The sequence below is a fragment of the Xanthomonas sp. LMG 8993 genome, from assembly GCF_009835065.2.
GTDB lineage: Bacteria > Pseudomonadota > Gammaproteobacteria > Xanthomonadales > Xanthomonadaceae > Xanthomonas > Xanthomonas arboricola.
Window position 1 is genome coordinate 88,884 of the sequence record NZ_QVIF02000002.1, and the last position, 21,885, is coordinate 110,768.

18 protein-coding genes are annotated in these 21,885 nt (G+C 65.4%); 14 read left to right on the plus strand and 4 right to left on the minus strand.

Annotated features, from left to right (window positions below):
* Positions 1 to 167: 167 nt before the first annotated feature.
* The 3 genes from mpl (at position 168) to DYQ94_RS03605 (ending at position 3,162) form a co-directional block, all read left to right on the plus strand.
* Positions 168 to 1,538: a UDP-N-acetylmuramate:L-alanyl-gamma-D-glutamyl-meso-diaminopimelate ligase gene (gene mpl, locus DYQ94_RS03595; protein WP_184429083.1), complete on the plus strand. Its 1,371-nt coding sequence runs from the start codon at positions 168 to 170 to the stop codon at positions 1,536 to 1,538.
* Positions 1,535 to 2,131, plus strand: a complete 597-nt coding sequence (locus DYQ94_RS03600) for an LON peptidase substrate-binding domain-containing protein (protein WP_126966873.1) — start codon at positions 1,535 to 1,537, stop codon at positions 2,129 to 2,131. The genes mpl and DYQ94_RS03600 overlap by 4 nt, the downstream gene beginning before the upstream one ends.
* Before the next feature lie 146 nt (positions 2,132 to 2,277).
* Positions 2,278 to 3,162, plus strand: a complete 885-nt coding sequence (locus tag DYQ94_RS03605; protein ID WP_024938088.1) for a bestrophin family protein — start codon at positions 2,278 to 2,280, stop codon at positions 3,160 to 3,162.
* A gap of 400 nt (positions 3,163 to 3,562) precedes the next feature.
* On the opposite strand, the gene DYQ94_RS03610 is transcribed toward DYQ94_RS03605, so the two are convergent.
* Positions 3,563 to 5,650, minus strand: a complete 2,088-nt coding sequence (locus tag DYQ94_RS03610; RefSeq protein WP_024938089.1) for a bifunctional DedA family/phosphatase PAP2 family protein — start codon at positions 5,648 to 5,650, stop codon at positions 3,563 to 3,565.
* A 159-nt stretch (positions 5,651 to 5,809) separates the two neighbouring features.
* Here DYQ94_RS03610 and DYQ94_RS03615 point away from each other — a divergent pair, with 159 nt between their 5' ends.
* The 4 genes from DYQ94_RS03615 to DYQ94_RS03630 all read left to right on the plus strand — a co-directional run bounded on the left by DYQ94_RS03615 (position 5,810) and on the right by DYQ94_RS03630 (position 9,732).
* Complete coding sequence (locus tag DYQ94_RS03615) at positions 5,810 to 6,469, plus strand: serine/threonine-protein kinase (protein WP_104555305.1); 660 nt, start codon at positions 5,810 to 5,812, stop codon at positions 6,467 to 6,469.
* A 208-nt stretch (positions 6,470 to 6,677) separates the two neighbouring features.
* Complete coding sequence (locus DYQ94_RS03620) at positions 6,678 to 7,493, plus strand: SDR family oxidoreductase (protein ID WP_126966872.1); 816 nt, start codon at positions 6,678 to 6,680, stop codon at positions 7,491 to 7,493.
* A 218-nt stretch (positions 7,494 to 7,711) separates the two neighbouring features.
* A complete protein-coding gene (locus DYQ94_RS03625) occupies positions 7,712 to 8,683 on the plus strand; it encodes a YiiG family protein (protein WP_126966871.1) in 972 nt (323 codons plus the stop codon).
* 107 nt (positions 8,684 to 8,790) lie between these two features.
* Entirely contained in the window at positions 8,791 to 9,732 is a 942-nt protein-coding gene (locus DYQ94_RS03630) for a YiiG family protein (RefSeq protein ID WP_184429081.1), read from the plus strand.
* 538 nt (positions 9,733 to 10,270) lie between these two features.
* On the opposite strand, the gene DYQ94_RS03635 is transcribed toward DYQ94_RS03630, so the two are convergent.
* Positions 10,271 to 11,143, minus strand: coding sequence for an ion transporter (locus DYQ94_RS03635; protein ID WP_024938093.1), 873 nt, complete (start codon positions 11,141 to 11,143; stop codon positions 10,271 to 10,273).
* A 72-nt stretch (positions 11,144 to 11,215) separates the two neighbouring features.
* Here DYQ94_RS03635 and DYQ94_RS03640 point away from each other — a divergent pair, with 72 nt between their 5' ends.
* Positions 11,216 to 12,442: an acetylornithine transaminase gene (locus DYQ94_RS03640; protein ID WP_126966869.1), complete on the plus strand. Its 1,227-nt coding sequence runs from the start codon at positions 11,216 to 11,218 to the stop codon at positions 12,440 to 12,442.
* A 348-nt stretch (positions 12,443 to 12,790) separates the two neighbouring features.
* On the opposite strand, the gene DYQ94_RS03645 is transcribed toward DYQ94_RS03640, so the two are convergent.
* On the minus strand, positions 12,791 to 13,408 hold the full coding sequence (locus tag DYQ94_RS03645) for an HAD-IA family hydrolase (RefSeq protein ID WP_126966754.1): 618 nt from the start codon (positions 13,406 to 13,408) through the stop codon (positions 12,791 to 12,793).
* 297 nt (positions 13,409 to 13,705) lie between these two features.
* Between DYQ94_RS03645 and DYQ94_RS03650 the strand changes: the two genes are divergently transcribed.
* The 6 genes from DYQ94_RS03650 (at position 13,706) to azu (ending at position 20,415) form a co-directional block, all read left to right on the plus strand.
* Positions 13,706 to 15,988 (plus strand): TonB-dependent receptor, encoded by a 2,283-nt coding sequence (locus tag DYQ94_RS03650; protein ID WP_184429113.1) that lies wholly within the window; start codon positions 13,706 to 13,708, stop codon positions 15,986 to 15,988.
* 87 nt (positions 15,989 to 16,075) lie between these two features.
* A complete protein-coding gene (locus DYQ94_RS03655; protein ID WP_160955200.1) occupies positions 16,076 to 17,683 on the plus strand; it encodes a flavin monoamine oxidase family protein in 1,608 nt (535 codons plus the stop codon).
* Positions 17,680 to 18,105 (plus strand): c-type cytochrome, encoded by a 426-nt coding sequence (locus DYQ94_RS03660; RefSeq protein ID WP_126966757.1) that lies wholly within the window; start codon positions 17,680 to 17,682, stop codon positions 18,103 to 18,105. The genes DYQ94_RS03655 and DYQ94_RS03660 overlap by 4 nt, the downstream gene beginning before the upstream one ends.
* Before the next feature lie 32 nt (positions 18,106 to 18,137).
* Positions 18,138 to 18,641 (plus strand): RidA family protein, encoded by a 504-nt coding sequence (locus DYQ94_RS03665; RefSeq protein WP_039519172.1) that lies wholly within the window; start codon positions 18,138 to 18,140, stop codon positions 18,639 to 18,641.
* Between the two features lie 30 nt (positions 18,642 to 18,671).
* A complete protein-coding gene (locus DYQ94_RS03670) occupies positions 18,672 to 19,874 on the plus strand; it encodes a pyridoxal phosphate-dependent aminotransferase (RefSeq protein ID WP_126966758.1) in 1,203 nt (400 codons plus the stop codon).
* 91 nt (positions 19,875 to 19,965) lie between these two features.
* Positions 19,966 to 20,415: an azurin gene (azu, locus tag DYQ94_RS03675; protein ID WP_016903022.1), complete on the plus strand. Its 450-nt coding sequence runs from the start codon at positions 19,966 to 19,968 to the stop codon at positions 20,413 to 20,415.
* Between the two features lie 222 nt (positions 20,416 to 20,637).
* On the opposite strand, the gene DYQ94_RS03680 is transcribed toward azu, so the two are convergent.
* Entirely contained in the window at positions 20,638 to 21,828 is a 1,191-nt protein-coding gene (locus DYQ94_RS03680) for an FAD-dependent monooxygenase (RefSeq protein ID WP_126966759.1), read from the minus strand.
* Positions 21,829 to 21,885: the final 57 nt, after the last annotated feature.

The following is a 21,885-nucleotide window of genomic DNA, read 5'->3' on the forward strand; positions in this document are numbered from 1 at the left end:
GGCCTCTTGGGGAGTAGGACCAAAGGGGTGCTGCGACTGGCGTTCAGCATAGTGATGGATGTGACGCAGTTCGCATATCGGGAAATTCCCGACAGTACGGTAGGTCTTTCCTGACACTGCGCTCGGCAACGAGGCGGAATGGCCGGCAACTCCGGCGATCGGCGACAATGCGCCCCATGACCAAACTCCACATCCTCGGCATCGCCGGGACCTTCATGGGCGGTGTCGCCGCCCTTGCGCGCGAGCTGGGCTGGCAGGTAGAGGGCAGCGACCAGGCCATCTATCCGCCGATGTCCACCCAGTTGGAAACCCTCGGCATCGCGCTGGCACAAGGCTACGCGCCGTCCAATATTTCGGCCGATGCCAGCGACGTCGTCATCGGCAATGCCTTGTCGCGCGGCAACCCGGCGGTCGAAGCAGTGCTCGATGCCGGCCGTCGCTATAGCTCCGGTGCGCAATGGCTGGCCGAGCAGGTGTTGCCGGGCCGCGACACCCTGGCCGTCGCCGGCACCCACGGCAAGACCACCACCACCACCATCCTGAGCTATCTGCTGGAAGCTGCCGGGCGCGCGCCGGGCTTTCTGATCGGTGGTGTGGCCGAAGACTTCGGGGTCTCGGCGCGGCTGGGCCAGGGACGCGAATTCGTGGTGGAAGCCGACGAATACGACACCGCGTTCTTCGACAAGCGCAGCAAGTTCGTGCATTACCGGCCGCTGGTGGCGATCCTCAACAACCTCGAGTACGACCACGCCGACATCTTTCCGGACGTGGCCGCGATCCAGCGCCAGTTCCATCATCTGGTACGCACGGTGCCGGCGCGCGGGCGGCTGATCGTCAACGGCGAGGATGCGCGCCTGGCCGAGGTGCTGGCGATGGGCTGCTGGACCCCGGTGGAGCGCTTCGGTTTCGATGCCTCTCTCGAGTGGAGCGCACGCTTGATCGCCGCCGACGGTAGTGCATTCGCGGTGCTGCAGCGTGGGGTGGAGATCGGCCAGGTGCAGTGGCCGCTGGTCGGGCGGCATAACGTGCTCAATGGATTGGCGGCACTGGCCGCCGTGCATGCGGTAGGCGTGGATCCGGCAACGGTGATGCCGGCGCTGGCGCGCTTTCAAAGTGTCAAACGGCGCTTGGAGCGGTTGGGGCAGGCACGCGAGATCACCGTATACGACGACTTCGCCCATCACCCCACCGCGATTGCGACGACCTTGCAAGGCCTGCGTGCGAAGGTCGGCGCGGCGCGCGTGCTGGTGGCAATGGAGCCGCGCAGCAATTCGATGCGGCTGGGCGCACATGCGCAGGCATTGGCGCCGTCGTTGCGCGATGCCGATGCGGTGGTGTTTCTGCATCGCCCCGAACTGGCCTGGGACGCCGCACCGATCATCGCGCAGGTGCGCGGCGACGCGCACGTGGCGCATGACGTGGAGGCGTTGCTGCAGACACTGGGCGCGATTGCGCAGCCGGGCGACCATGTGGTGTTCATGTCCAATGGCGGTTTCGATGGCGCGCCGCGTCGCTTCCTGACGCAATTGTCCTCATGACCGGCCTCACGACCGCCGCCGACACCAGCGCCTTGCCGCTGTTTCCGCTGCACAACGTGCTGTTGCCGGGTGCGGCAATGGGTTTGCGCGTGTTCGAGCGCCGCTATCTGGACCTGGTGCGCGAGAGCGGCCGCGCCGGCAGCAGCTTCGGTGTGTGCCTGATCCTGGATGGCAGCGAAGTCGGCGTGCCGGCCACACCGGCTGCGTTCGGTACCGAAGTGCGTATCGAGGATTTCGATGTCGGTGCCGACGGCGTGTTGGTGCTGCGCCTGCGTGGCACGCGTCGCTTCCGTGTGCAGCGCTCGCGCATCCGCGACAACGGGTTGGTGGTTGGCGAGGTGAGTTGGTGCGAGCCCGACAGCGATGACGAACTGCGGCCCGAGCATGGCCTGCTGGCGACCGTGCTCGAGCGCATGCTCGAACAGGTCGGCGGCCAATTCGCCTCTGCCGGGCCGGAACTGCTGGACCAGGCGGCATGGGTCGGCTGGCGCCTGGCCGAACTGCTGCCGCTGACCGAGCAGCAGCGTCTGTCGCTGTTGCAGCTGGACGATCCGCATCGGCGCCTGGACCAGTTGCTGGCCTGGATGCCGTGACGCGGTGAACCAAGCGCGCGCGTAACCCGTCACCGCGCTTGCACCCCTGCAACGGCACACTCGCCACGCTTGAGTGCGCTCACGATGGCATCCATGCAGTGGATGCGCGCATGGGCGTCACCCGTTTTCGATCCACGGAGTGTGCCTTGATCATCGATGTCAAACCGCGTGTGGCGGATGTGTTCAGTCAGGTCTGGCGGACCCTGGCGGTATTGTTCGTGTGGGACGTGTTGATCACGATCATCTACTACGTGCTGCCGTTCCGCGCGCCCGCATTGCCGTTGACCATCTTCGGTTCGGCGCTGGCGTTGTTCCTGGGCTTTCGCGCCAACTCGACCTATCAACGCTGGTGGGAAGGGCGTGTGCTGTGGGGCCAGATGATCAATGCATCGCGCAATCTGGTCCGCCTGAGCGTCAGCATCCTGTCCGCGCCGGAAGCGGCAGCACTGGGCCGCACCATCGCGCTGCGCCAGATCGCCTACGTCAATGCGTTGCGCTGCCAGCTGCGGCGGCTGCCGGTGGCAATGGCGCTGGAGCCGCGTCTGCATGCCGACGAAGTGGCCGCGGTGATCACCCGCACCAATGTCGCCAATGGCCTGCTCGACACCACCGGACGCAGCGTCGAGCAGGCGCGTCGCGATGGCTGGATCGACAGCATTCAACAAGCCAGTGTCGAGCGCATCCTGGTGGATATCGCCAACGCGCAGGGCGGCATGGAACGGCTGAAGAATACGCCGTTGCCGTACCAATACCGCTTCTACCCGAACCTGTTCACGCGGCTGTTCTGCGTGCTGCTGCCGATCGGCCTGGTGGAGACGCTGCAATATGCGACGCCGGTGGGGTCGACGGTGGCAGGTCTGATGTTCCTGGCAGTACTCAAGATCGGCGACGAACTGGTCGACCCGTTCGCCAATGCCATCCACGACCTGCCGCTGGACAGCATGTGCCGGACGGTGGAAATCGACGCCTTGCAGGCGATCGGCGAACAGGCGCCCGAGCCGATGCAGCCGGTGGATGGCGTGCTGTGGTGAGTGCATCGCGCCTGCATCAATGCGGTTTGTGCGTATCCAGACGGCGTTGAGGCGCAGGCTCTCGGTCAGCTCGAGAGCTGATCGAACGCTGCGGATGCGTCGGTTGTAGGGCGGCTGATCTGCAGACTGGCTGCAGGGGGCCTTGCCCGCCTACCGTCACGGGACACGCTGCAAATCCGTCCATGTAGGTTCTTGCGCGGACGCGGCACCTATGCCGCGTAAGGTCCCGCGAGCGGTGAGGCAACGCGCACTCGACCAACCAGGCTGTTGAGCTGAACATTCGGCCGCATCCACGCGACGCGAGCGCGTTGCCGCCATCGGTACAGCGTTCAAGAAGTTCTCCTGGCGGCTGCTGTCTACAGAAGGGCGCGTTCGCTGGCCGCCGCTGCTGCCCGATTGATCAAGGACGCTGTCGTGACGGATCCGATGCAGCCGGATCGGACGCGGTGGTTTCCGTTTGTGATGCAGCGCTGTCTTTGTCCTCTCGCTGCAGCGCATTTGCCGACGTGCTGTCGATCAATATCACTGGGACCTGCGAGCGCCGACGCTGTTCGACGCGATGCGGCAATGGGCCGAGTGCTTCACGTAATGCGCTTAGCGCCGGGTCGACCCCACGCAGCGGATACCACAGGCCGATCAGGCTGAAGTGGCGGCTGTAGCGCAGCGTCTGCGTGCTGCCCACCCACAAGGGTTGCGCGCCGGGCTGCAGGCGTGCGGCCGCCGGCCACAGGCGCAACACATGCACATGGCCGGGCGCAGCGTGACGCACCATCAGCAGCGCTTCGACCTGCGTGTCCAGCGTGGCCGGCAGGATCGGCACCTCGTCCGGGCGGCCGCCGACATCCAGCAGATGCAGCGCCTGCTCCCAGCCGGCTTGTGGCTGCATGCGCCACCCGCGTGCTTCCAGCTGGCGCTGCAGCGGTGCCAGCGGGCCGGCCAGTTGCACGTCCAGCGGCCAGCGCTGGTCGTCGTCGAATTCGTTGCGGCGTGCCGGCAGCAGGCGCCACTGGCCATCCCACCAGTCGCTGGCGGGCAACTCCATCAGCAACGGTGGCGGTGGTTCGAACCTGGCCAGTTTGGTGCCCAGGTTGCGCGGTGCGAACACGATCGCGCAGGTCAGGAACACGCCGTAGAAGATCCACGAGACCGGCTTGACCCAGAACGCACGGGTGGCACGACGGCGATAGGCGATGCCCAGCACCAGCAGCCAGAAGATGCCGAACAGCATGCCGCCGACCACGTCGCTGAGCCAGTGCGCGCCCAGATACAGGCGCGCGAAGCCGATCAGCGACACGATCGCGCCACTGACCAGATACGGCCATACCCGGCGCCGGCCCGGCAGCTCGCGCGCGATCAGCAGCGCGAAGAAGCCAAAGCCGATCGTGGCCATGGTGACCGCCACCGACGGAAACCCGAAACCGCTGCTGGCCGCCGGCGGGCGCACCACCTGCACGGTGGCGCCCAGCAGTTGTGTCAACGCCAGGCCGAAGGCCAGTGCGATCACCCAATGCGCCACCGCCATCCAGCGGCGCCGCCAGGCCAGATAGCCCATTGCCGCCGCGATCGCCGGCAGCAGCACCTGCCAGTCGCCCAGCGAGGCCAGCGCAACCATCGGGTAGTCGGCCAGCGGGTTGCGCAGCGCCAGCATCAGATCGTGCACGGCCAGGTCCACGCGCAGCGGCTCACCGTGCGCCAGCACCACCATCAGCAACACGAACCAGCCCCAGCCCAGCAGCAACAGCATCAACGCCATCATCGCCAGCGGTACCGACTCGCGACGGCGCGGGTCGAATACGCTCACCGACCAGTTGCCCAGCACCGGATGCCGATGCGACCACTCCAGCAGGCGCGCCAGCAAGGCGTCCAGGTGGCCGGCCGACCAGCGGTACGAGTACAGCACCATCGCCCAGGCCAGGCCGATCACTGCGGCCAGCAAGGCGACCACCACGAACAGGCGGCCGGCGACTGCAGCCACCGCGTCGTAGGCAGTGCCCAGCACCCAGCCGGGCACCAGGAACAGCAGCGCCCACGAGATGCAGGCCAGGCCGCTGGCGATCAGATAGCGCTTGAACGGCATGTGCGACATGCCGGCGATGGCCGGCACGAACGGCCGCACCGCGCCCACGTAACGCGCGATCAGGATGCTCTTGAAGGCATTGCGCCGGAACAGCAGCTCGCCGCGCTCCAGCAGTTGCGGGTAGCGGCGAAACGGCCAGTAGGTGTGCAACTGATGGCCCCAACGATGGCCGACCCAGAAGCTGAGCGCATCGCCGATGAAGGCGCCCAGGGTGGCGCAGGCCACCGCATACGGCCCGTTGATCTGACCCAGCCCGATCAGCACACCGATGGCGAACAGCAACGGCAGCGCCGGCACGATGGCGCCAAGCACGATCACCGCATCGGAAAATGCGATGGCAAAGATCACCACGCCAGCCAGGGTGGGGTGGTGTCCGATCCACTCCAGCGTGGCGTCGATCCATGAATTCATCCGGCGATTATAGGTGGGCATGGCGATGAGGTGACTTGCGCCCTCGTCACATCGCCCGGTCCGCTTCACCTCAGGTTGCGGGCTGGCAACGCCGCACGCCGCAGTGGCATGCAGGCAACGCACGCTGTGGCGATGCGGGCGCCCCGCCTACAATGGGGGATGAGTGACGAACCCGCCGGCAACCTGCCGCTGAAGTCCGATACCTTCGGGCGCATCCTGCTGATCCGCAACGCCGATCGCCTGTTCGTGCGGCGCGACCTGAGCGCGGCACCATGGCTGCTGCGCGGGGTGGCCTGGTGGCTGGCGCGGCGCGAAGCCCTGGCGCTGCGCCAGCTCGATGGCCTGGCGCGGACACCGCGTCTGTTGCACTGGGACGGACGCCATCTGGACCGCAGCTATCTGGCCGGCGACGCGATGTACCAGCGCCCGCCGCGCGGCGATCTGGCCTACTTCCGCCGTGCGCGCAGGTTGTTGCAGCAGTTGCACCGCCGCGGGGTGGCACACAACGATCTGGCCAAGGAAGCCAACTGGCTGGTGCAGGACGACGGCAGCCCGGCGGTGATCGATTTCCAGCTGGCGGTACGCGGCAATCCGCGCGCGCCCTGGATGCGTCTGCTTGCACGCGAAGACCTGCGGCACCTGCTCAAGCACAAGCGCATGTACTGCCCGGCCGCGATCACCCCGGTGGAACGTCGCGTGCTCAAGCGCACCTCCTGGGTCCGCAAGCTGTGGTTCGCCACCGGCAAGCCGGTCTACCGCTTCGTGACCCGCCGCGTGCTGCATTGGGAAGACAACGAGGGGCGGGGGCCGAGGCCCTGAGGGGCGGGGAATGGTTATTGGGGATTGGGGATTCGTAAGAGCGTATGGCTTGGGCCTGCGGGTTGGTCGATGCAAGTGGGGGAGGCGATACGCTTTTGCGAATCCCGAATCCCGAATCCCGAATCCCGAATCCCGAATCCCGCACCGTTCTTGCTCGGGTTGTAAGCTTTTGCGAATCCCCAATCCCCAATCCCCAATCCCCAATCCAATGACCCTAAACGGCAAAACCCTCCTCATCACCGGTGCCTCGCGCGGGATCGGCCTGGCGATTGCGTTGCGGGCGGCGCGGGATGGGGCCAATGTGGCGATCGCGGCCAAATCGGCAGTGGCCAATCCCAAGTTGCCCGGCACCATCCACAGCGCGGCCGCGGCGGTGACTGCGGCCGGTGGGCAGGCGCTGGCGCTCAAGTGCGATATCCGCGACGAAGCGCAGGTGCGTGCCGCGGTAGCCGCCACGGTCGATGCGTTTGGCGGCATCGATATCCTGGTCAACAACGCCAGTGCGATCTGGTTGCGTGGTGCGCTGGAGACGCCGATGAAGCGCTTCGACCTGATGCAGCAGGTCAACGCGCGCGGCAGTTTTCTGTGCGCGCAGGCGTGCCTGCCGCATCTGTTGCAGGCGCCCAATCCGCATATCCTCACGCTGGCGCCGCCACCGTCCTTGAACCCGGCGTGGTGGGGCGCGCATACCGGCTACACGCTGGCCAAGATGGGTATGAGCCTGGTGACGCTGGGGCTGGCAGCCGAGTTCGGCCCGCAAGGCGTGGCGATCAATGCGCTATGGCCGCGCACCGTGATCGCCACCGATGCGATCAAGATGATCGATGGCGTGGACGCAGCCGCGTGTCGACGGCCGGAGATCATGGCCGACGCGGCACATGCGGTGCTGACGCGCGAGGCGGCCGGATTTCATGGCCAGTTCCTGAACGACGACCAGGTGCTGGCCGAGGCCGGCGTCACCGACCTGAGCGGCTACGCGGTCGACCCGTCGCGTGCGTTGTTGCCGGACCTGTTTCTCGACTGAGCGCGGCCAACGGCCCGCGCGCGCAGCCGGCCTGATACGGCTACGCCGTCAGCGGCGCATGCGGCCAGCGCGATTCGAAAAAATCGATGCGGCGGACCAGTGGCCGCGCCCCGGCGTGCCAGCCATGCCGTCGGCGCCCGGGCGTGAGCACAGGGAGTTCACAGTCGTGTTTGCTATCGTGCGCGGCTGAAACCGTTTCCAACAGGGATGTACAGCGCGTGTCTTCGATGTTCCGTGTAGTCGTTTTGGCGGCGTCCGTGTCCGTCCTGGTGGCCGCTTGCGGCGGCAAGTCGCCGCCTGCAACCGATGCCAAGACGAGTGAAAAACAGCCGGACTCCCTGCAAGGCGTGACCGCAAAGCTCGGCGCCTACATCGACTGCTTCAACCGCATCGACGCGAAGGTGCACGCCGGCGCCAGGCAATACACCGGCTGGATGCAGGACCCGTTCGCCGGCCCCACCGGTCGCGAATCCGGCATGACCGGTCCGTACGATATCGACGCCTACGACATGAAGCAGTGCGATGCGCCGGTCAGCGCCGCCGCTGCGGCGAACCCGTCGCTGCCTGCATTGGACAAGGCGGCGCGCGACTACCGCGCGGCATTGAAGGCGCTGCAGCCGATCAGTCACGCGGTAGCCGACTACTACACGCGTCAGGACTACGAAGACGACCAGTTCGCCAAGGGCAAGCAGCTGCACCCGGAGCTGATGGAGGTGCTGGCTACCTATGCCGATGCCAGTACCGCCTTCAGCGCCGAACTGGACACCCAAAACGACGCGGCGCAACGCGAAAAACTCAAGATGCTGGAGCAGGGCGAGGGCCGCACGCGCGAATACTACCGGCTGGCGATGATGCTTGACGCCAAGGAGATCGCCGATGCGCTGGAAGAGCAGCAGTTCGACGTGCCACGGGTCAATACGCTGCTGGACGGCTTCAACCGCCTCTCCGACGAGGCGCATGCCAAGGTGGCCGATCAGGAACCGGGCAGGCTGGACTGGAATAGTTTCGAGACCGCTGCGGAAACCTTCCGCAGACAAGCCAAGGCGCGGGTGAAACGCGTGGTCGAACGAACGCCCTATAGCAAGATGGAACAGGGCTGGCTGGACAACCCCTCGCTGGCGCCGGAGGGTTCGCCACGCAAGTTGCTCAACACGTACAACGCGCTGGTGTTCGAAAGCAATCGTCAGTAATTGCCGCGCTGCACCCGCCGCGCGCGTACCGAGGGTGCGCCGCGCCAGATGTCATTCGGCCGCACGCTGCGGCAGTCACCTCGTTCAACCCATCACTGGAACCCAAGATGACCCTTCGACTTCGTTATGCGCCGCTCACCGCGGCGATGACTTTCGCCGCGATGCTTGCCGGCTGCCAGAAAGACGCACCCGCCGCCGCAGTGGAAGGTGCCGACAAGATCAATGCCTACATCACGTGCTTCAACGGCGTTGAGCAGCCGATCCACGAGAGCTACCAGCAATACATCGAGTGGATGCAGGACCCCGAGGCTGGCCCGACCGGCAAGGAAAGCGGTATCCATGCACCGGGCACGGTACTGTCGCATCACGTGGACGAATGTGGTGCGCCGATGACCGCGGCGCTGGCGCAAACGCCGGCCAACCCCGAGCTCGATCCGGTGGCCAAGACCTATCAGGAACGGTTCACCGCACTCAACGAGCGTATCGGCGAAGCGGTGCGCTACTACGACCGCGAGGATTATCTGCGCGACGACGGCAAGGGCATGAAGGCGCTGCACGCGCCGTTGATGCAGGCCTATCAGGCCTTCTTCGAAGCCGGCGAAGCTATGAATGCCGCACTCGAACGTAACGAAGACATGCGTCGCCAGGCGCAGATCGATGCGATCGAAAAGGAAGAAGGTCGCAGCGCCTCCTGGTATCACCTGAAGATCATCGGCGAAGGCAAGCAGCTGGTGCAGGTGCTCGACAGCGACACGCCGGATCTTGCCGCAGCGCAGTCCCAGCTCGCGCGTTACCAAGGCATTCTGGAAGAGGCGCAGAAAGCCAAGATCGGCCAGGGCGATGCGATGTGGGGCCACATGGAACGCTCTGCCGACAAGCTGGCACGCGAGTCGGGACGATTGGTCGAACGTATCCGCACCAAGACACCATTGAACAAGAGCGAGCAGATGCTGCTGGAAAGCGGTTCGATGCCGCCGGGCGGCACCCGCCAGGCCGTGCTGGCCAGCTACAACGATCTGATCGACATGAGCAACCGTATGTCGCATTGATGCTGTGCAGGCATTCCTGTCGCGTTGTGTAAGCGGATCGCGCACTGCTTTTACCGTGCACACCGATTATCTCGACAGGTCCTTGCCCGCCCATCGTCGCGGGACCTTACGCGGCATGGATGCCGCGTAAGAGCCTACAAGGACGTACTTGCGGCGTGTCCTGCGATGGTGGGCGGGCAAGGGCCCCGCGGCCAAGCAACAGATCATTCGTTCTACGGTTGATCCATCAGCACTATCCAGGTCCATCGAAACACACCACATAAAGAAGTCGAGACCTCGAAGCGTGACCGTGTTTAGGCGCGATCAGCTGCTGAGATCAAAAGTTCGGCGAGTCGACGGCGCGATGCCTCCACCGCTTGCGGGACATGCCGTGAATCCGTGCCAGCAGGCTCCGTAGCGGCATCCTTGCCGCCAGGGGTTCCGAAATCAATAAGACCACCGCACATGTCAGCCTTGTTGCATGCCGATGGGAACCGCAAAGCCGGCTGCCTCCGCTTCTCGGCGGGCGCAGGCGTTGCGTCGCGTCGGCAGCACCGCGTCAGCCGTTGGAGATCTCCGGCAGCGGCTCGGCACACTGGCGGCAATAGCGTGCGTCGGGCGCGTGGCCTTCCAGCCCGCAACGTGGACAATTGCGCGCATCGCGCTTGCCGGTGTGGCCACCTTCGCGCAGCGTGCTGGCCAGCTCGGCGGTGTAGATGCCGGTGGGCACGGCGATGATGCTGTAGCCGATCAGGATCAGGGCCGAGGTGATGAAGCGGCCCAGCGTGGTCTGCGGCACCAGGTCGCCAAACCCCACGGTGGCCATGGTCACGATGGCCCAGTACATGCTGGTCGGGATGCTGGTGAACCCATGTTGGGGGCCTTCGATCACATACATCGTGGCGCCGGCGATCACGGTGATGGTGAGCACGCTGAACAGGAACACCAGCACCTTGCGCCGGCTGCGCCACAGCGCGTCCACCAGTTGCCCGCTTTCTTCGATGTAGCGGGTGAGCTTGAGGATGCGGAACAGGCGCAGGATGCGCAGCACACGCACCACCAGCAGCGTCTGCGCACCGGGCACGAAGAACGACAGATAGCTGGGCAGGATCGAGAGCAGATCGATCACGCCCCACACGCTCAATGCGTAATGCAGCGGGCGCCGCACCACCGCCAGGCGTAACGCGTATTCGACGGTGAACAGGACCGTGAACGCCCATTCCAGCGGCACCAGCCAGTGCGCCGAATGCGAATGGATGCGCGGCACGCTGTCGATCATGATCACCACCACGCTGGTGAGGATCGCCACCACCAGCATCAGGTCGAAATTGCGCGATGGGCGGGTGTCGTGCCGGTAGATGATGTCGAACCATTGCCGGCGCCAGCCGTGATCGGTGGCGGGAGTGAGCTGGGGATCGGAGAAGGGGCGCATTCGCGCATTGTGCCGCAGGCCGGCGAATGCGCGAGAATGCGCGTTCTCCCTCCGCTTCTGTGACCCACCATCATGAGCACCGCTGCCGATTCGCCCCTGTCCCTCGCGCATTACTACCTGCCGGTGTATCGCCCGCGCCAGGTGGTGCTGGAGCGTGGCCAGGGCAGTCGCGTGTGGGACGACCAGGGCCGCGCGTATGTGGACCTGTCCGCCGGCATCGCGGTCAGCGGGCTGGGCCATAACGATCCGGACCTGATGGCCGCGCTGACCGAACAGGCCGGCAAGCTGTGGCACACCAGCAATGTGTTCTTCAGCGCACCGCCGCTGAAGCTGGCCGAAGAGCTGGTCACCGCCTCGCGCTTCGCGCACAAGGTGTTCCTGTGCAATTCGGGTACCGAGGCCAACGAAGCGGCGATCAAGCTGGTGCGCAAGTGGGCCAGCAGTCAGGGCCGCCAGGCCGACAAGCGCGTGATCGTGACCTTCCGCGGCAGCTTCCATGGGCGCACCCTGGCGGCGGTCACCGCCACCGCGCAGCCCAAGTATCAGGAAGGCTACGAGCCGCTGCCCGGCGGGTTTCGCTATGTGGACTTCAACGATGTCGCTGCGCTGGAAGCGGCCATGGCCGCGGGCGATGTGGCCGCGGTGATGGTCGAGCCGATCCAGGGCGAGGGCGGGGTGATGCCGGCCGCGCCGGGCTTCCTGAGCCGCGTGCGTGCGCTGTGCGACCAGCACGATGCGCTGCTGGTGCTGGACGAAATCCAGTGCGGCATGGGCCGGACCGGCACGCTGTTCGCGCATTGGCAGGAGCAGGTGACGCCGGACATCGTGACGCTGGCCAAGGCGTTGGGTGGCGGCTTCCCGATCGGCGCGACGCTGGCCGGCCCCAAGGTGGCCGAAACCATGCAGTTCGGCGCGCACGGCACCACCTTCGGCGGCAACCCGCTGGCCGCGGCGGTGGCGCGCGTGGCGCTGCGCAAGCTGGCCTCGCCGCAGATCGCCGAGAACGTAGCGCGTCAGTCGGCGGCGCTGCGCGCCGGCCTGGAGGCGCTCAACACCGAGTTCGGCCTGTTCGCACAGATTCGCGGACGTGGCCTGATGCTGGGCGCGGTGCTGGCGCCGGCGCATGCCGGGCAGGCCGGGGCGATCCTGGATTTTGCCGCCAAGCATGGCCTGCTGTTGCTGCAGGCCGGGCCGGATGTGTTGCGCTTCGTGCCGGCACTGAATCTGACCGATGCCGAGCTGGCCGATGGGTTGGAACGCCTGCACCTGGCCATTGCCGAGTACGTGGCGCAGAAGTGATGGAGTCCTGCGCTTTCTGCGCCGTCGTGGCGGGTGCCGCGACGGTAAGCGCGGTGGGGTAAGCGGCGCGGGTCGTTGCGTTTCTTGATTGGCGCTAAGTCACCCGGCGGGAGAGGGGCTCGCTTTTGCGTTCGTCATTAACCCGAAACGAACTCAAAGCGCCAACGCTGTACCTGACCGTGGACGCCGACGCGTTCAACGCTGCGAGCAGCGTCTTGCGTAATCCTTGAGGGTGATCAGTGCTTCGCGATGCTCAACGATTCCCGATTCCCGATTCCCGATTCCCGACTCCCCAATCCCCAATCCCCAATCCCCAATCCCCAATCCCCAATCCCCAATCCCGGCTCCTCACCCCAGCCCATACCGTTTCAACACCCGCCGCAACGCCCGCGCATCGCGCACCGTGTCCGCATGCAGGCCGGCGGCACGCGCGCCGCGGACGTTGACGAATAGATCGTCGACAAACAACGTGCGCGCAGCACTAGCATCCAGTTGTGCAAGCGCGCGCTGATACACCTGCACATCGGGCTTGCGGCCGCCAAGCGCGCCGCTGCACAGCACGCGGCCCTGCAATAGCGGAAACAGCGGCGGCACGATCCGCTCAATCGCTTCCGCCATCAATGGCCCGTTGTTGGTGAGCACCGCCACCGAGGTGGTTGCCGCCACCGCCAGCACCTGCGTCAGCACCGCCGGGTCGGCGCGGCATGCCGCCACGCGTGCGGCGATCCAGGTGGCGCGATCGATCGTACAGCCAAGGCCGTCGCTGAGCTGGGCCAGATAGGCCGGCGTGTCGATCACCCCGGCGTCGTAGGCGCGCTCCAGGCCCTGCTCGAACAACACCTGTTGCACATGTTGCGGCGTGCACGCCGCCGCATTGGCAAGGGCCGCCACACGGCGCGGCCGCGAATAGCTGGCCAGTACGCCGTCGAAATCGAGCAGTAACAGGGACGGTGCTGCAGGCGGCATGGGTGGACTCGGGATGTGGCGGGGCAGCGTTGTCGATTCGCCACGGGATGGCAAGCGTGCAAGACCTGATATGTCCGGATCCACGCAGGTGGGTAGGGATGGTACCCATTCAGATCGTTGAATTCGGCAGCAACCTACCCACCCGCGCCGCCCCTACCCTCCGCGCGGCGCTTGCGGTGGAACTGTGCTGGGTATGGTCGATGCATGCCGCATCCGCGGTGTCAGCCGGTCTTGGGGAGCGGGCCCGGTCACTCAGCACGTCACACCATCCAGGGGGTCGATTGCATGCGCAAGCGCTTGAACACCGATCAACTGGCGGCGTCGGTCGCCGCCATTCTCACCACTGCCACGCGTGGTCGCACGCTGGCTTCGATGACCTTGGTGCTGGCTGGTGCACACAGCCTGCCCGTCCTGGCACAGGAAGCGCGCACGCTGGACGCGGTCAGCGTGGTCGGTACCGGCTCCACGCGCACCACGGCTTCCATCTCCGTTGCCGAGATCCAGGCCCAGGTGCCCGGCGTGGCACCGCAGCAGTTGCTGGCGAGCCTGCCCGGCGTGAATGTGCAGACCACCGATCCATTCGGGCTGTACGAGTTCGGCGACTCGATGACCATCCGCGGCTTTTCCGCCAACCAGATCGGCGTGACCCTGGACGGCATCCCGATCGAAACCTTCGACACCCGCGAAGGCGGCCCGATCACCCGCTACGTGTCCAGTGAGAACCTGCTCGACGTCACCGTGTCGGCCGGCTCCGGCGATGTCACCCAGCCGTCGTACCACGCACTCGGCGGTGCGATCCGCTACACCAGCCTGCCCCCGAAGGGCGGCGACAGCTGGAGCGGCAATCTCACCCAGACCATCGGCTCGGACGATCTGGTACGCAGCTTCGTGCGGCTGGATACGCCGGACTGGTGGGAAGGCGGCCCCAGCGCGTACCTGTCTGCCTCGCGCACGCAGGGCGGGGTGTGGGACATGGAACCGGCCACGCAGAAGAGCGATCACTTCGAAGCCAAGATCCGCCAGGCCTGGGACGTGGGCCACCTGACCCTGGGCTGGATCTACAACAACCGCAAGGACTACGACGTGCAGTCGTACAACTCCGACGGCTCGGTCGCGTGGGATCTGCACGAACGCATCACCGGCAATCCGGAAGTGGATGCCGAGCATTACAGCGAATGGCAGAACGGCCGCCGCGACTCGCTGCTCAGCCTGCACGGCGATTTCCTGTTCAACGATGCGATCGGTTTCACCTTCACCGGCTACTACGAGAACAAGCATGGTTACGGCGTCGGCGGCACGCCGCCGAGCACGGCCACTGGCCTGTACAACGATGCCATCGCCGGTACGCCAGGGCGCACCGACATCGCCATCAACGACCCGCAGATCGTCGATGCCAACGGCAATGTCACCCGCGTCGGTGCGATGACGCGACGCGAGGAAATCATGGGCGGCGATCGCTACGGCGTGACCACTGCGGTGTCGTGGGAGACCGAGCACAACAAGCTCGAAGTCGGTGCGTGGTACGAGAACTACGACTTCGGTCAGGTGCGCCCGCTGTACAACCTTGACCCGGCCACCGGCGCACTGCTCAAGGGCTCGCTGCCGATCGTCATCTACTACGACAACCACTTCTCCACCGAGGTGAAGCAGCTCTACATCAAGGACACGCTGCGCCTGCTCGATGACCGGCTCACCATGGAGTTCGGCGCCAAAGGGCTGGATGTCAAACGCGACTACAACGGCATCGCCAATCTCGATGACTTTAATGTCGGCGTGCGCCGCGATGTCACCATCAAGAACAGCGACTGGTTCCAGCCGCAGGTCGGCGCCAGCTTCCAGCTCGCCGAGGGCGTGCAGGTGTTCGCCAACTACGCGGAGAACTTCAGCTCGGCGCCGCGGCTGGCGTTGACCTCGGGCGCATTCAATCCGGATATCGCGCCGGAGGAATCCACCAATATCGATATCGGCATCCGCGCCGAATCCAGCCAGTGGAGCGGCTACGTCGCTGCCTACAAGATCGATTACGAGAACCGCATCATCGCGCTGACCGATCCGGATCCATTGGTGGTCGCACCCACCATCTACGCCAACGTCGGCGACGTGCAGACCTATGGCGCGGAAGTGTCGGGTATGTGGAAGCCGGCACCGGGTTGGCGGCTGGGGGCGTCGCTGACCTGGAACAAATCCGAGTTCCAGGACAACTATTTCGGCCCGGTCAGCGGCAACCTGGTGCAGGTGGAAGGCAACGAAGTGCCGGACTCGCCCAAGGTGATGTTCAGCCTCAATGGCGGTTGGGAGGGCGAGCATTTCTTCGCCAACCTCGACACCAAATACACCGGCAAGCGCTACGGCGACACGCTCAATACCGACCAGGTGGATGCCACCTTCATCGTCAACGGCAGCGTCGGCTACCAGGGCGAGGATGCCGGGTTCCTGGCCGGTGGGCGGCTGCAGTTGTCGGTCTACAACCTGTTCGACAAGGACGATGCGATCGGTGCGGTGTTCCCGAACGAAAGTTCCGGCTCGTACCAGTTGATCGCACCGCGCCAGCTGTTCGCCAGTCTGTCCTACAAGTTCTGAGGCGGTGACGCGGCCGGCTGCGTTGCCGGCCGCGTCATGCGTTTTGTCAGTCGCACTCGTTCCACGACATGCAAGGACTACGCGTTGATGCAAGGCAATCATTCTGGGGCGATGACGCGGCGGCAACTGCTGGCGCGCATCGGCATGACCGCTGGCGGCGCGATGATGTACCAGGCGATGAGCAGCCTGGGCATGGCCGCCGAATCCGATTTCAAGGGGCCGCTGCAACTGGATGGCGACCCGAAGGGCGCCTCGGTGCTGATCCTGGGGGCAGGGCTGGCCGGCATGGCTGCGGCCTTCGAACTGCGCAAGGCGGGGTACCGCGTGCAGGTGCTGGAATACAACGACCGCCCCGGTGGGCGTAACTGGACGCTGCGCGGCGGCGACCGTTATACCGAACTCGGCGGGGCGACCCAGCATTGCCAGTTCGACGACGGGCTGTACCTCAATCCGGGGCCGTGGCGCATTCCGCATCACCACAAGGCGGTGCTGAGTTACTGCAAGCAATTCGGTGTGGCCCTGGAGGCGTTCAACCAGGTCAACTACAACGCGCTGTTGCACAGCCAGCAAGGCTTTGGCGGCGAACCGCAGCGCTTTCGCGCCATCGATGCCGATTACAAGGGCCATGTGTCCGAGTTGCTGGCCAAGTGCACGCAGCAGCAGGCGCTGGACCAGAGCGTGAGCCGCGAAGACCAGGAGGTGCTGTTGGAGTCCTTGCGCACCTGGGGCGCGCTCGACCACAAGTTCGGCTACGTCAAAGGCAAGGACAGCAGCGAGCGGCGCGGCTTTGCGCGGTATCCCGGCGGCGGCCTGTCGGGCAAGCCGGAGTTCTCCGATCCCTTCAGCGTGCAGGACGTGTTGCGCTCGCGTCTGTGGACCACGCTGGCGGCCGGCAACAACTACGAAATGCAGACCACCATGTTCCAGCCGGTGGGCGGCATGGACCAGATCGGCAAGGCGTTCGCGAAGCAGCTTGGCGATGCCATCACCTACAACGCCAAGGTCACCAGGATCGATCAGGACGGCAACGGCGTGCGTGTGTCCTGGCAGGATGCCGCGCACGGCGGCGAAGAACGCATCGCCAGCGCCGATTGGTGCATCTGCACGATTCCGCTGTCGGTGCTCAGTCGTATTCCGGTCACCGCCGGCGACGCGATGACCACCGCGATCGGCCAGGTGCCGTACGCGGCATCGGTGAAGGTGGGCCTGCAGTTCAAGCGCCGCTTCTGGGAAGAGGACGAGGCCATCTACGGCGGCATCAGCTATACCGATCTGCCGATCACCTTGATCAGCTATCCCAGCACCAACTATCACAGCCCCGGCAAGGGCGTGCTGCTCGGTGCCTACGTCTGGGGACTGGACGCCTACCAGTTCACCTCGATGCCCCCGGAGCAGCGCGTGCGCAAGGCGGTCGAATACGGCACGCAGTTGCATCCGCAGTATCCACGCGAGTTCGAGAACGGCATTTCGGTCGGTTGGCACCGCGTGCCGTTCACGCATGGCTGTTTCGGCATGTGGAGCGAGCAGGCGCGTGCCGAGCACTACACGCCGCTGTGCCAGATCGACGGGCGCCTGGCGCTGGCCGGTGAACACGTCTCCTATATTCCGGCCTGGCAGGAGGGCGCGATCTTGTCCGCGCACGATGTCGTCGGCCGTCTGCATCGCAAAGTGCTGGCCGGAGGAGGTCGCGCATGAGTCTGTTACCACGATTGGCCGCGGCCAGCTTCGTCGCTGCGATGGCTGCCTTGCTGGTGCCGCCTGGCGCATACGATGCGCGGGCGCAGAGTTCCGATGCCACCCAGCTGTTCCCGCAACAGGGCTTTGCCAAGGCATCCGGCCAGGATGTCTACCAGGCGATCTGCCAGGGCTGCCACATGCCGGCCGGGCACGGCGCGCAAGGTGCCGGCGAATACCCGGCACTTGCCGGCAATCCCAAGCTGGCCGCTGGACCCTACGTCACCATGATGGTGCTCGATGGCCACGCCGGCATGCCCGGCTTCGGCGAGATGCTCAACGACCGCCAGGTGGCCGAAGTGGTGAGTTATGTGCGCACGCACTTCGGCAACGACCACGCCGAGCGCGTCACCGTCGACGACGTCAAATTGCTGCGCCACTGATGCCCCCTTTTCCTCTCATGCAAGGAGTTGCCATGTCCCGTCCAGTGACAGCCGTCCTCACCGCTGCCCTGTTGTGGTCTGCGGGCCTCACCGCTGCGCACGCCGCCGAGGTGATCCGCCACAAGATCCCCAACAGCGATTTCCCCATCGCTGCCGCCGTGGAAATTCCCGCCGGCAAGGCCACCGTCTATGTCAGCGGCAAGGTGCCGGCGGTGGTGGATGCCAGTGCGCCCAAGGATTCGGCTGCCGCCTATGGCGACACCAAGGCGCAGACGGTGAGCGTGTTGAACCAGATCAAGCAGCAACTCGCAGCGCTCGGCTTGGGGATGGGCGATGTGGTGAAGATGCAGGTGTTTCTGGTCGGCGATCCGGCCATGGGCGGCAAGATGGATTTCAACGGATTCATGGAGGGTTACCGCCAGTTCTTCGGCACCAAGGAGCAGCCCAACCTGCCGGCACGCTCGGCCTTCCAGATCGCCGCGCTCGGCAATCCGCTATATCGGGTGGAAATCGAAGTGGTCGCCGTTCGTCCCTGAATCCGTCGTGCCGTCCTGCTGGAGGTTGTCATGAAAACTGCTCTTTCGCGCCGCATGTTTCTGCGCGATTCCGCGCTGTTTGCCGGCGCTGCCGGTGCGAGTGCGCTGCCGCTGCTGGCCAGCGCTGCCGAACGTTCCGCCGCCGTCGCGCCGACACCGGCCAGTGCGCTGTCGCCGGTGATGATCGGCTCCAACGAATTTCCCGATGGCCCGTCGGCGGCCGCGGTCAAGGCCATCGCGCAGATCGCACCGCAAGGCGGACGCTACCTGCGCGATGTGCAGATGGAGCTGATGGATACCCTGGCCGCCGAGCTCAAGCTGCCGGTCAATCACCTGATGGCCTACGCCGGCTCCACCGAGCCGCTGGACTACACGATGCTGGCGTTCACCTCGCCCAGCGCCGCGCTGGTCACTGCCGACCCCACCTACGAATCCGGTTGGCGCGCCGCCACCCGCAATGGCGCAAAACTGATCAAGGTGCCGTTGCGCAAGGACTTCTCGCACGATGTGCAGGCGATGTGCGCCGCCGACGCCAGCCCCGGCGTGATCTACATCTGCAATCCCAACAATCCCACCGGCTCGGTCACCGCACGCAAGGATCTGGACTACGCATTGGCGCACAAGCCCAAGGGCAGCGTGCTGGTGGTGGACGAGGCCTATATCCACTTTGCGCAGAGCACCAGCAGCGTGGTCGACATGGTCGCAGCGGGCGAGGACGTGGTGGTGTTGCGTACCTTCTCCAAGCTCTACGGCATGGCCGGCATTCGCCTGGGCTATGCGGCCGCGCGCCCGGACCTGCTGGCCAAGCTGATGTTCTACAGCGTCAACAGCCTGCCGGTGACCGCCGCCGCCGCAGGCCTGGCCAGCCTGCGCGATCCCGCACTGGTGCCGCAGCGCCGCGCACGTACCGCGGCCACACGCAAGGACGTGATGGAGTTTCTTGTCAAGCAGGGCTACGCCTGCACCGCCTCGGAGAGCAACTGCTTCATGGTCGATGTGAAGCGCCCGGCCGCCGGCTTCAAGGACGACATGGCCACCCATGGCGTGTTCATCGGGCGTAGCTGGCCGGTATGGCCGACCTGGTCGCGCATCACCGTCGGCACCGACGCGGAGATGGCACGCTTCAAGCAGGCCTTCGTGCAGGTGATCGCCGGCAAGCGCGGCCCGTTGCCGCTGCCGGACGCCACGGCAGCGGTGCATGATCCGATGGATGCTTTTTTCCGTTACGCATGAGGCGTTACTCTGGCACCACCGGCGCATGCGAACGCGCTGGTGTGGCCAGGCGCGCTGGGCGTCGCGCATCCCTTAATGCAGGAGTGTTCCCTTGAAAGTGTTTTCGACATTTGCCGTGCTTGGTCTGGTGCTGCTGGCGCCTTCGGCATGGGCGCGTACCTGCGCCGTCACCATCACCGGCAACGATCAGATGAAGTTCGACCAGAGCGCGATCAAGCTGGCGCCCGACTGCACGCAGGTGGACCTCACGCTCAAGCACTCCGGCAAGATGGCCGCCACGGTGATGGGGCACAACTGGGTGCTGACCAAGTCCGCCGACTTCCAGGCAGTGGCCAATGCCGGCATACGCTCCACCATTGCCGACAGCTATCTGCCCAAGGCCGACGCGCGCGTGATCGCGCACACCAAGGTGATCGGCGGCGGCGACAGCACCACGGTGAGCTTTCCCACCAGCAAGTTGAGCAAGGGCGGCGATTACACTTTCTTCTGCTCGTTCCCCGGCCACTGGGCGATGATGAAGGGCACGCTGAGTTTTGGATGAGGTATCAGCTGCCGCAGGCGCGTGGCCGCGGCAGGAGCGATAGGCGAGGGAGCTGGCACGCGGTCACGCCGCGTGCTCCAGGGCAATCGTGAGCGGAGCGGACGGCAGCGCCAACCAGCGTCGTGGACGCTGCTTCTGGTTCCGGCGTTGGCGCATCAGCGTCTTTCGCCGAGCGCGATGTAGTCTGCGTTTTTAACGGGCTTTCCCGGTCAATCGGTTGGTCTACTCGTAGCTTGGCAAGGCGATGGCATTGGCGTCCCGTGCAAAATGGTTGTTGATGAACGACCTGAGTGCGGGCCGGCTGGCCAGGCGGATGGCGTTGCGCAGCACGGCCAGGCCGAAGCGGGTATGCGGCCACAGCAGGCGAGGGACCAGCTTGGGAATGTTCTGCCCCTGCTTGACGAAGGGGCGCATGATGCGTTCGTAGTGAGCGAAGGCGGTTGCCGGCGTGTCCGACCTGGCAAGCTCCCCGGCAAGGACGTAGGCACCCACGATCGCAAGCGTGGTGCCGATGCCGGACAGTGCGGTCGGGCACCATGCCGCATCGCCGGTCAGGACCACCCGACCGTTGGACCAGCGGTCCATGCGTACCTGGCGCAGCACATCGAAGTAGAAGTCGTCGACGTCCGTCATCGCATCCAGGATGCGTGGAAACTCCCAGCCCAGCGCAGAGAACTGCGCACGAATGAAGGCGCGCTGTTGCGCCACGCTCCAGCTGTTCTCGTGACCGGGTCGCTTCTGGATGCCAAGATAGACTCCCAACTTGCCGTCGCGTGCAGGTTTCACCACCGCTCCCCGACCACCCAGCGTGTTGTATTGCCGCGCATAGACGCCGTCACTGGCGATCTGCGGAATGCTGAAGTAGGCAATCGTCAGGTCCATCCAGCGCGGCCGATTCTCTGCAGGGAAAACCAGCTCCCTGGTGTGCGAGCCGACGCCCTCGGCGATCACTACAAGTGCATAGGTTTCCTGATGGCCGCCGGCAAAGGTGACCTGGACGCCGCCGTCGTGCTGCTCAACGTGTTCGATGCTGTCACCGAAGCGGAAGCGCACTCCTTGCGCCGCTGCGGCCTCGTAGATGATCCGGGCAATATCGCCGCGGCGGATTTCCATCTCCGCAGTCGGGCCGCCGTCGGTGTCGGAGTGCGCCGCTTCGAAACGGCCGACCACGTGATTGTCTTCGGTGACCCAATCGGTGCCGCGCTCCCGGGTGCTGCGTTCGAGCAGCAACGCCTCCAGGCCCATCCGGCGCAGCACGTCTCGCGCGGTGCCGCGCACGTCCACGTTCTGTCCGCCGTCGCGGAACGCCGGCGCGCGCTCCACGACTTCAACATCGCGGCCATACCTGGCAAGCCACCAGGCCGTGGTGGTGCCGGCAACGCTGGCGCCAGTGACAAGGATACGAGCAGCCATGCTGTGAGCTCCCGATAAAAATACATCATACATGATGTATTTTTATCGACGGAAGCC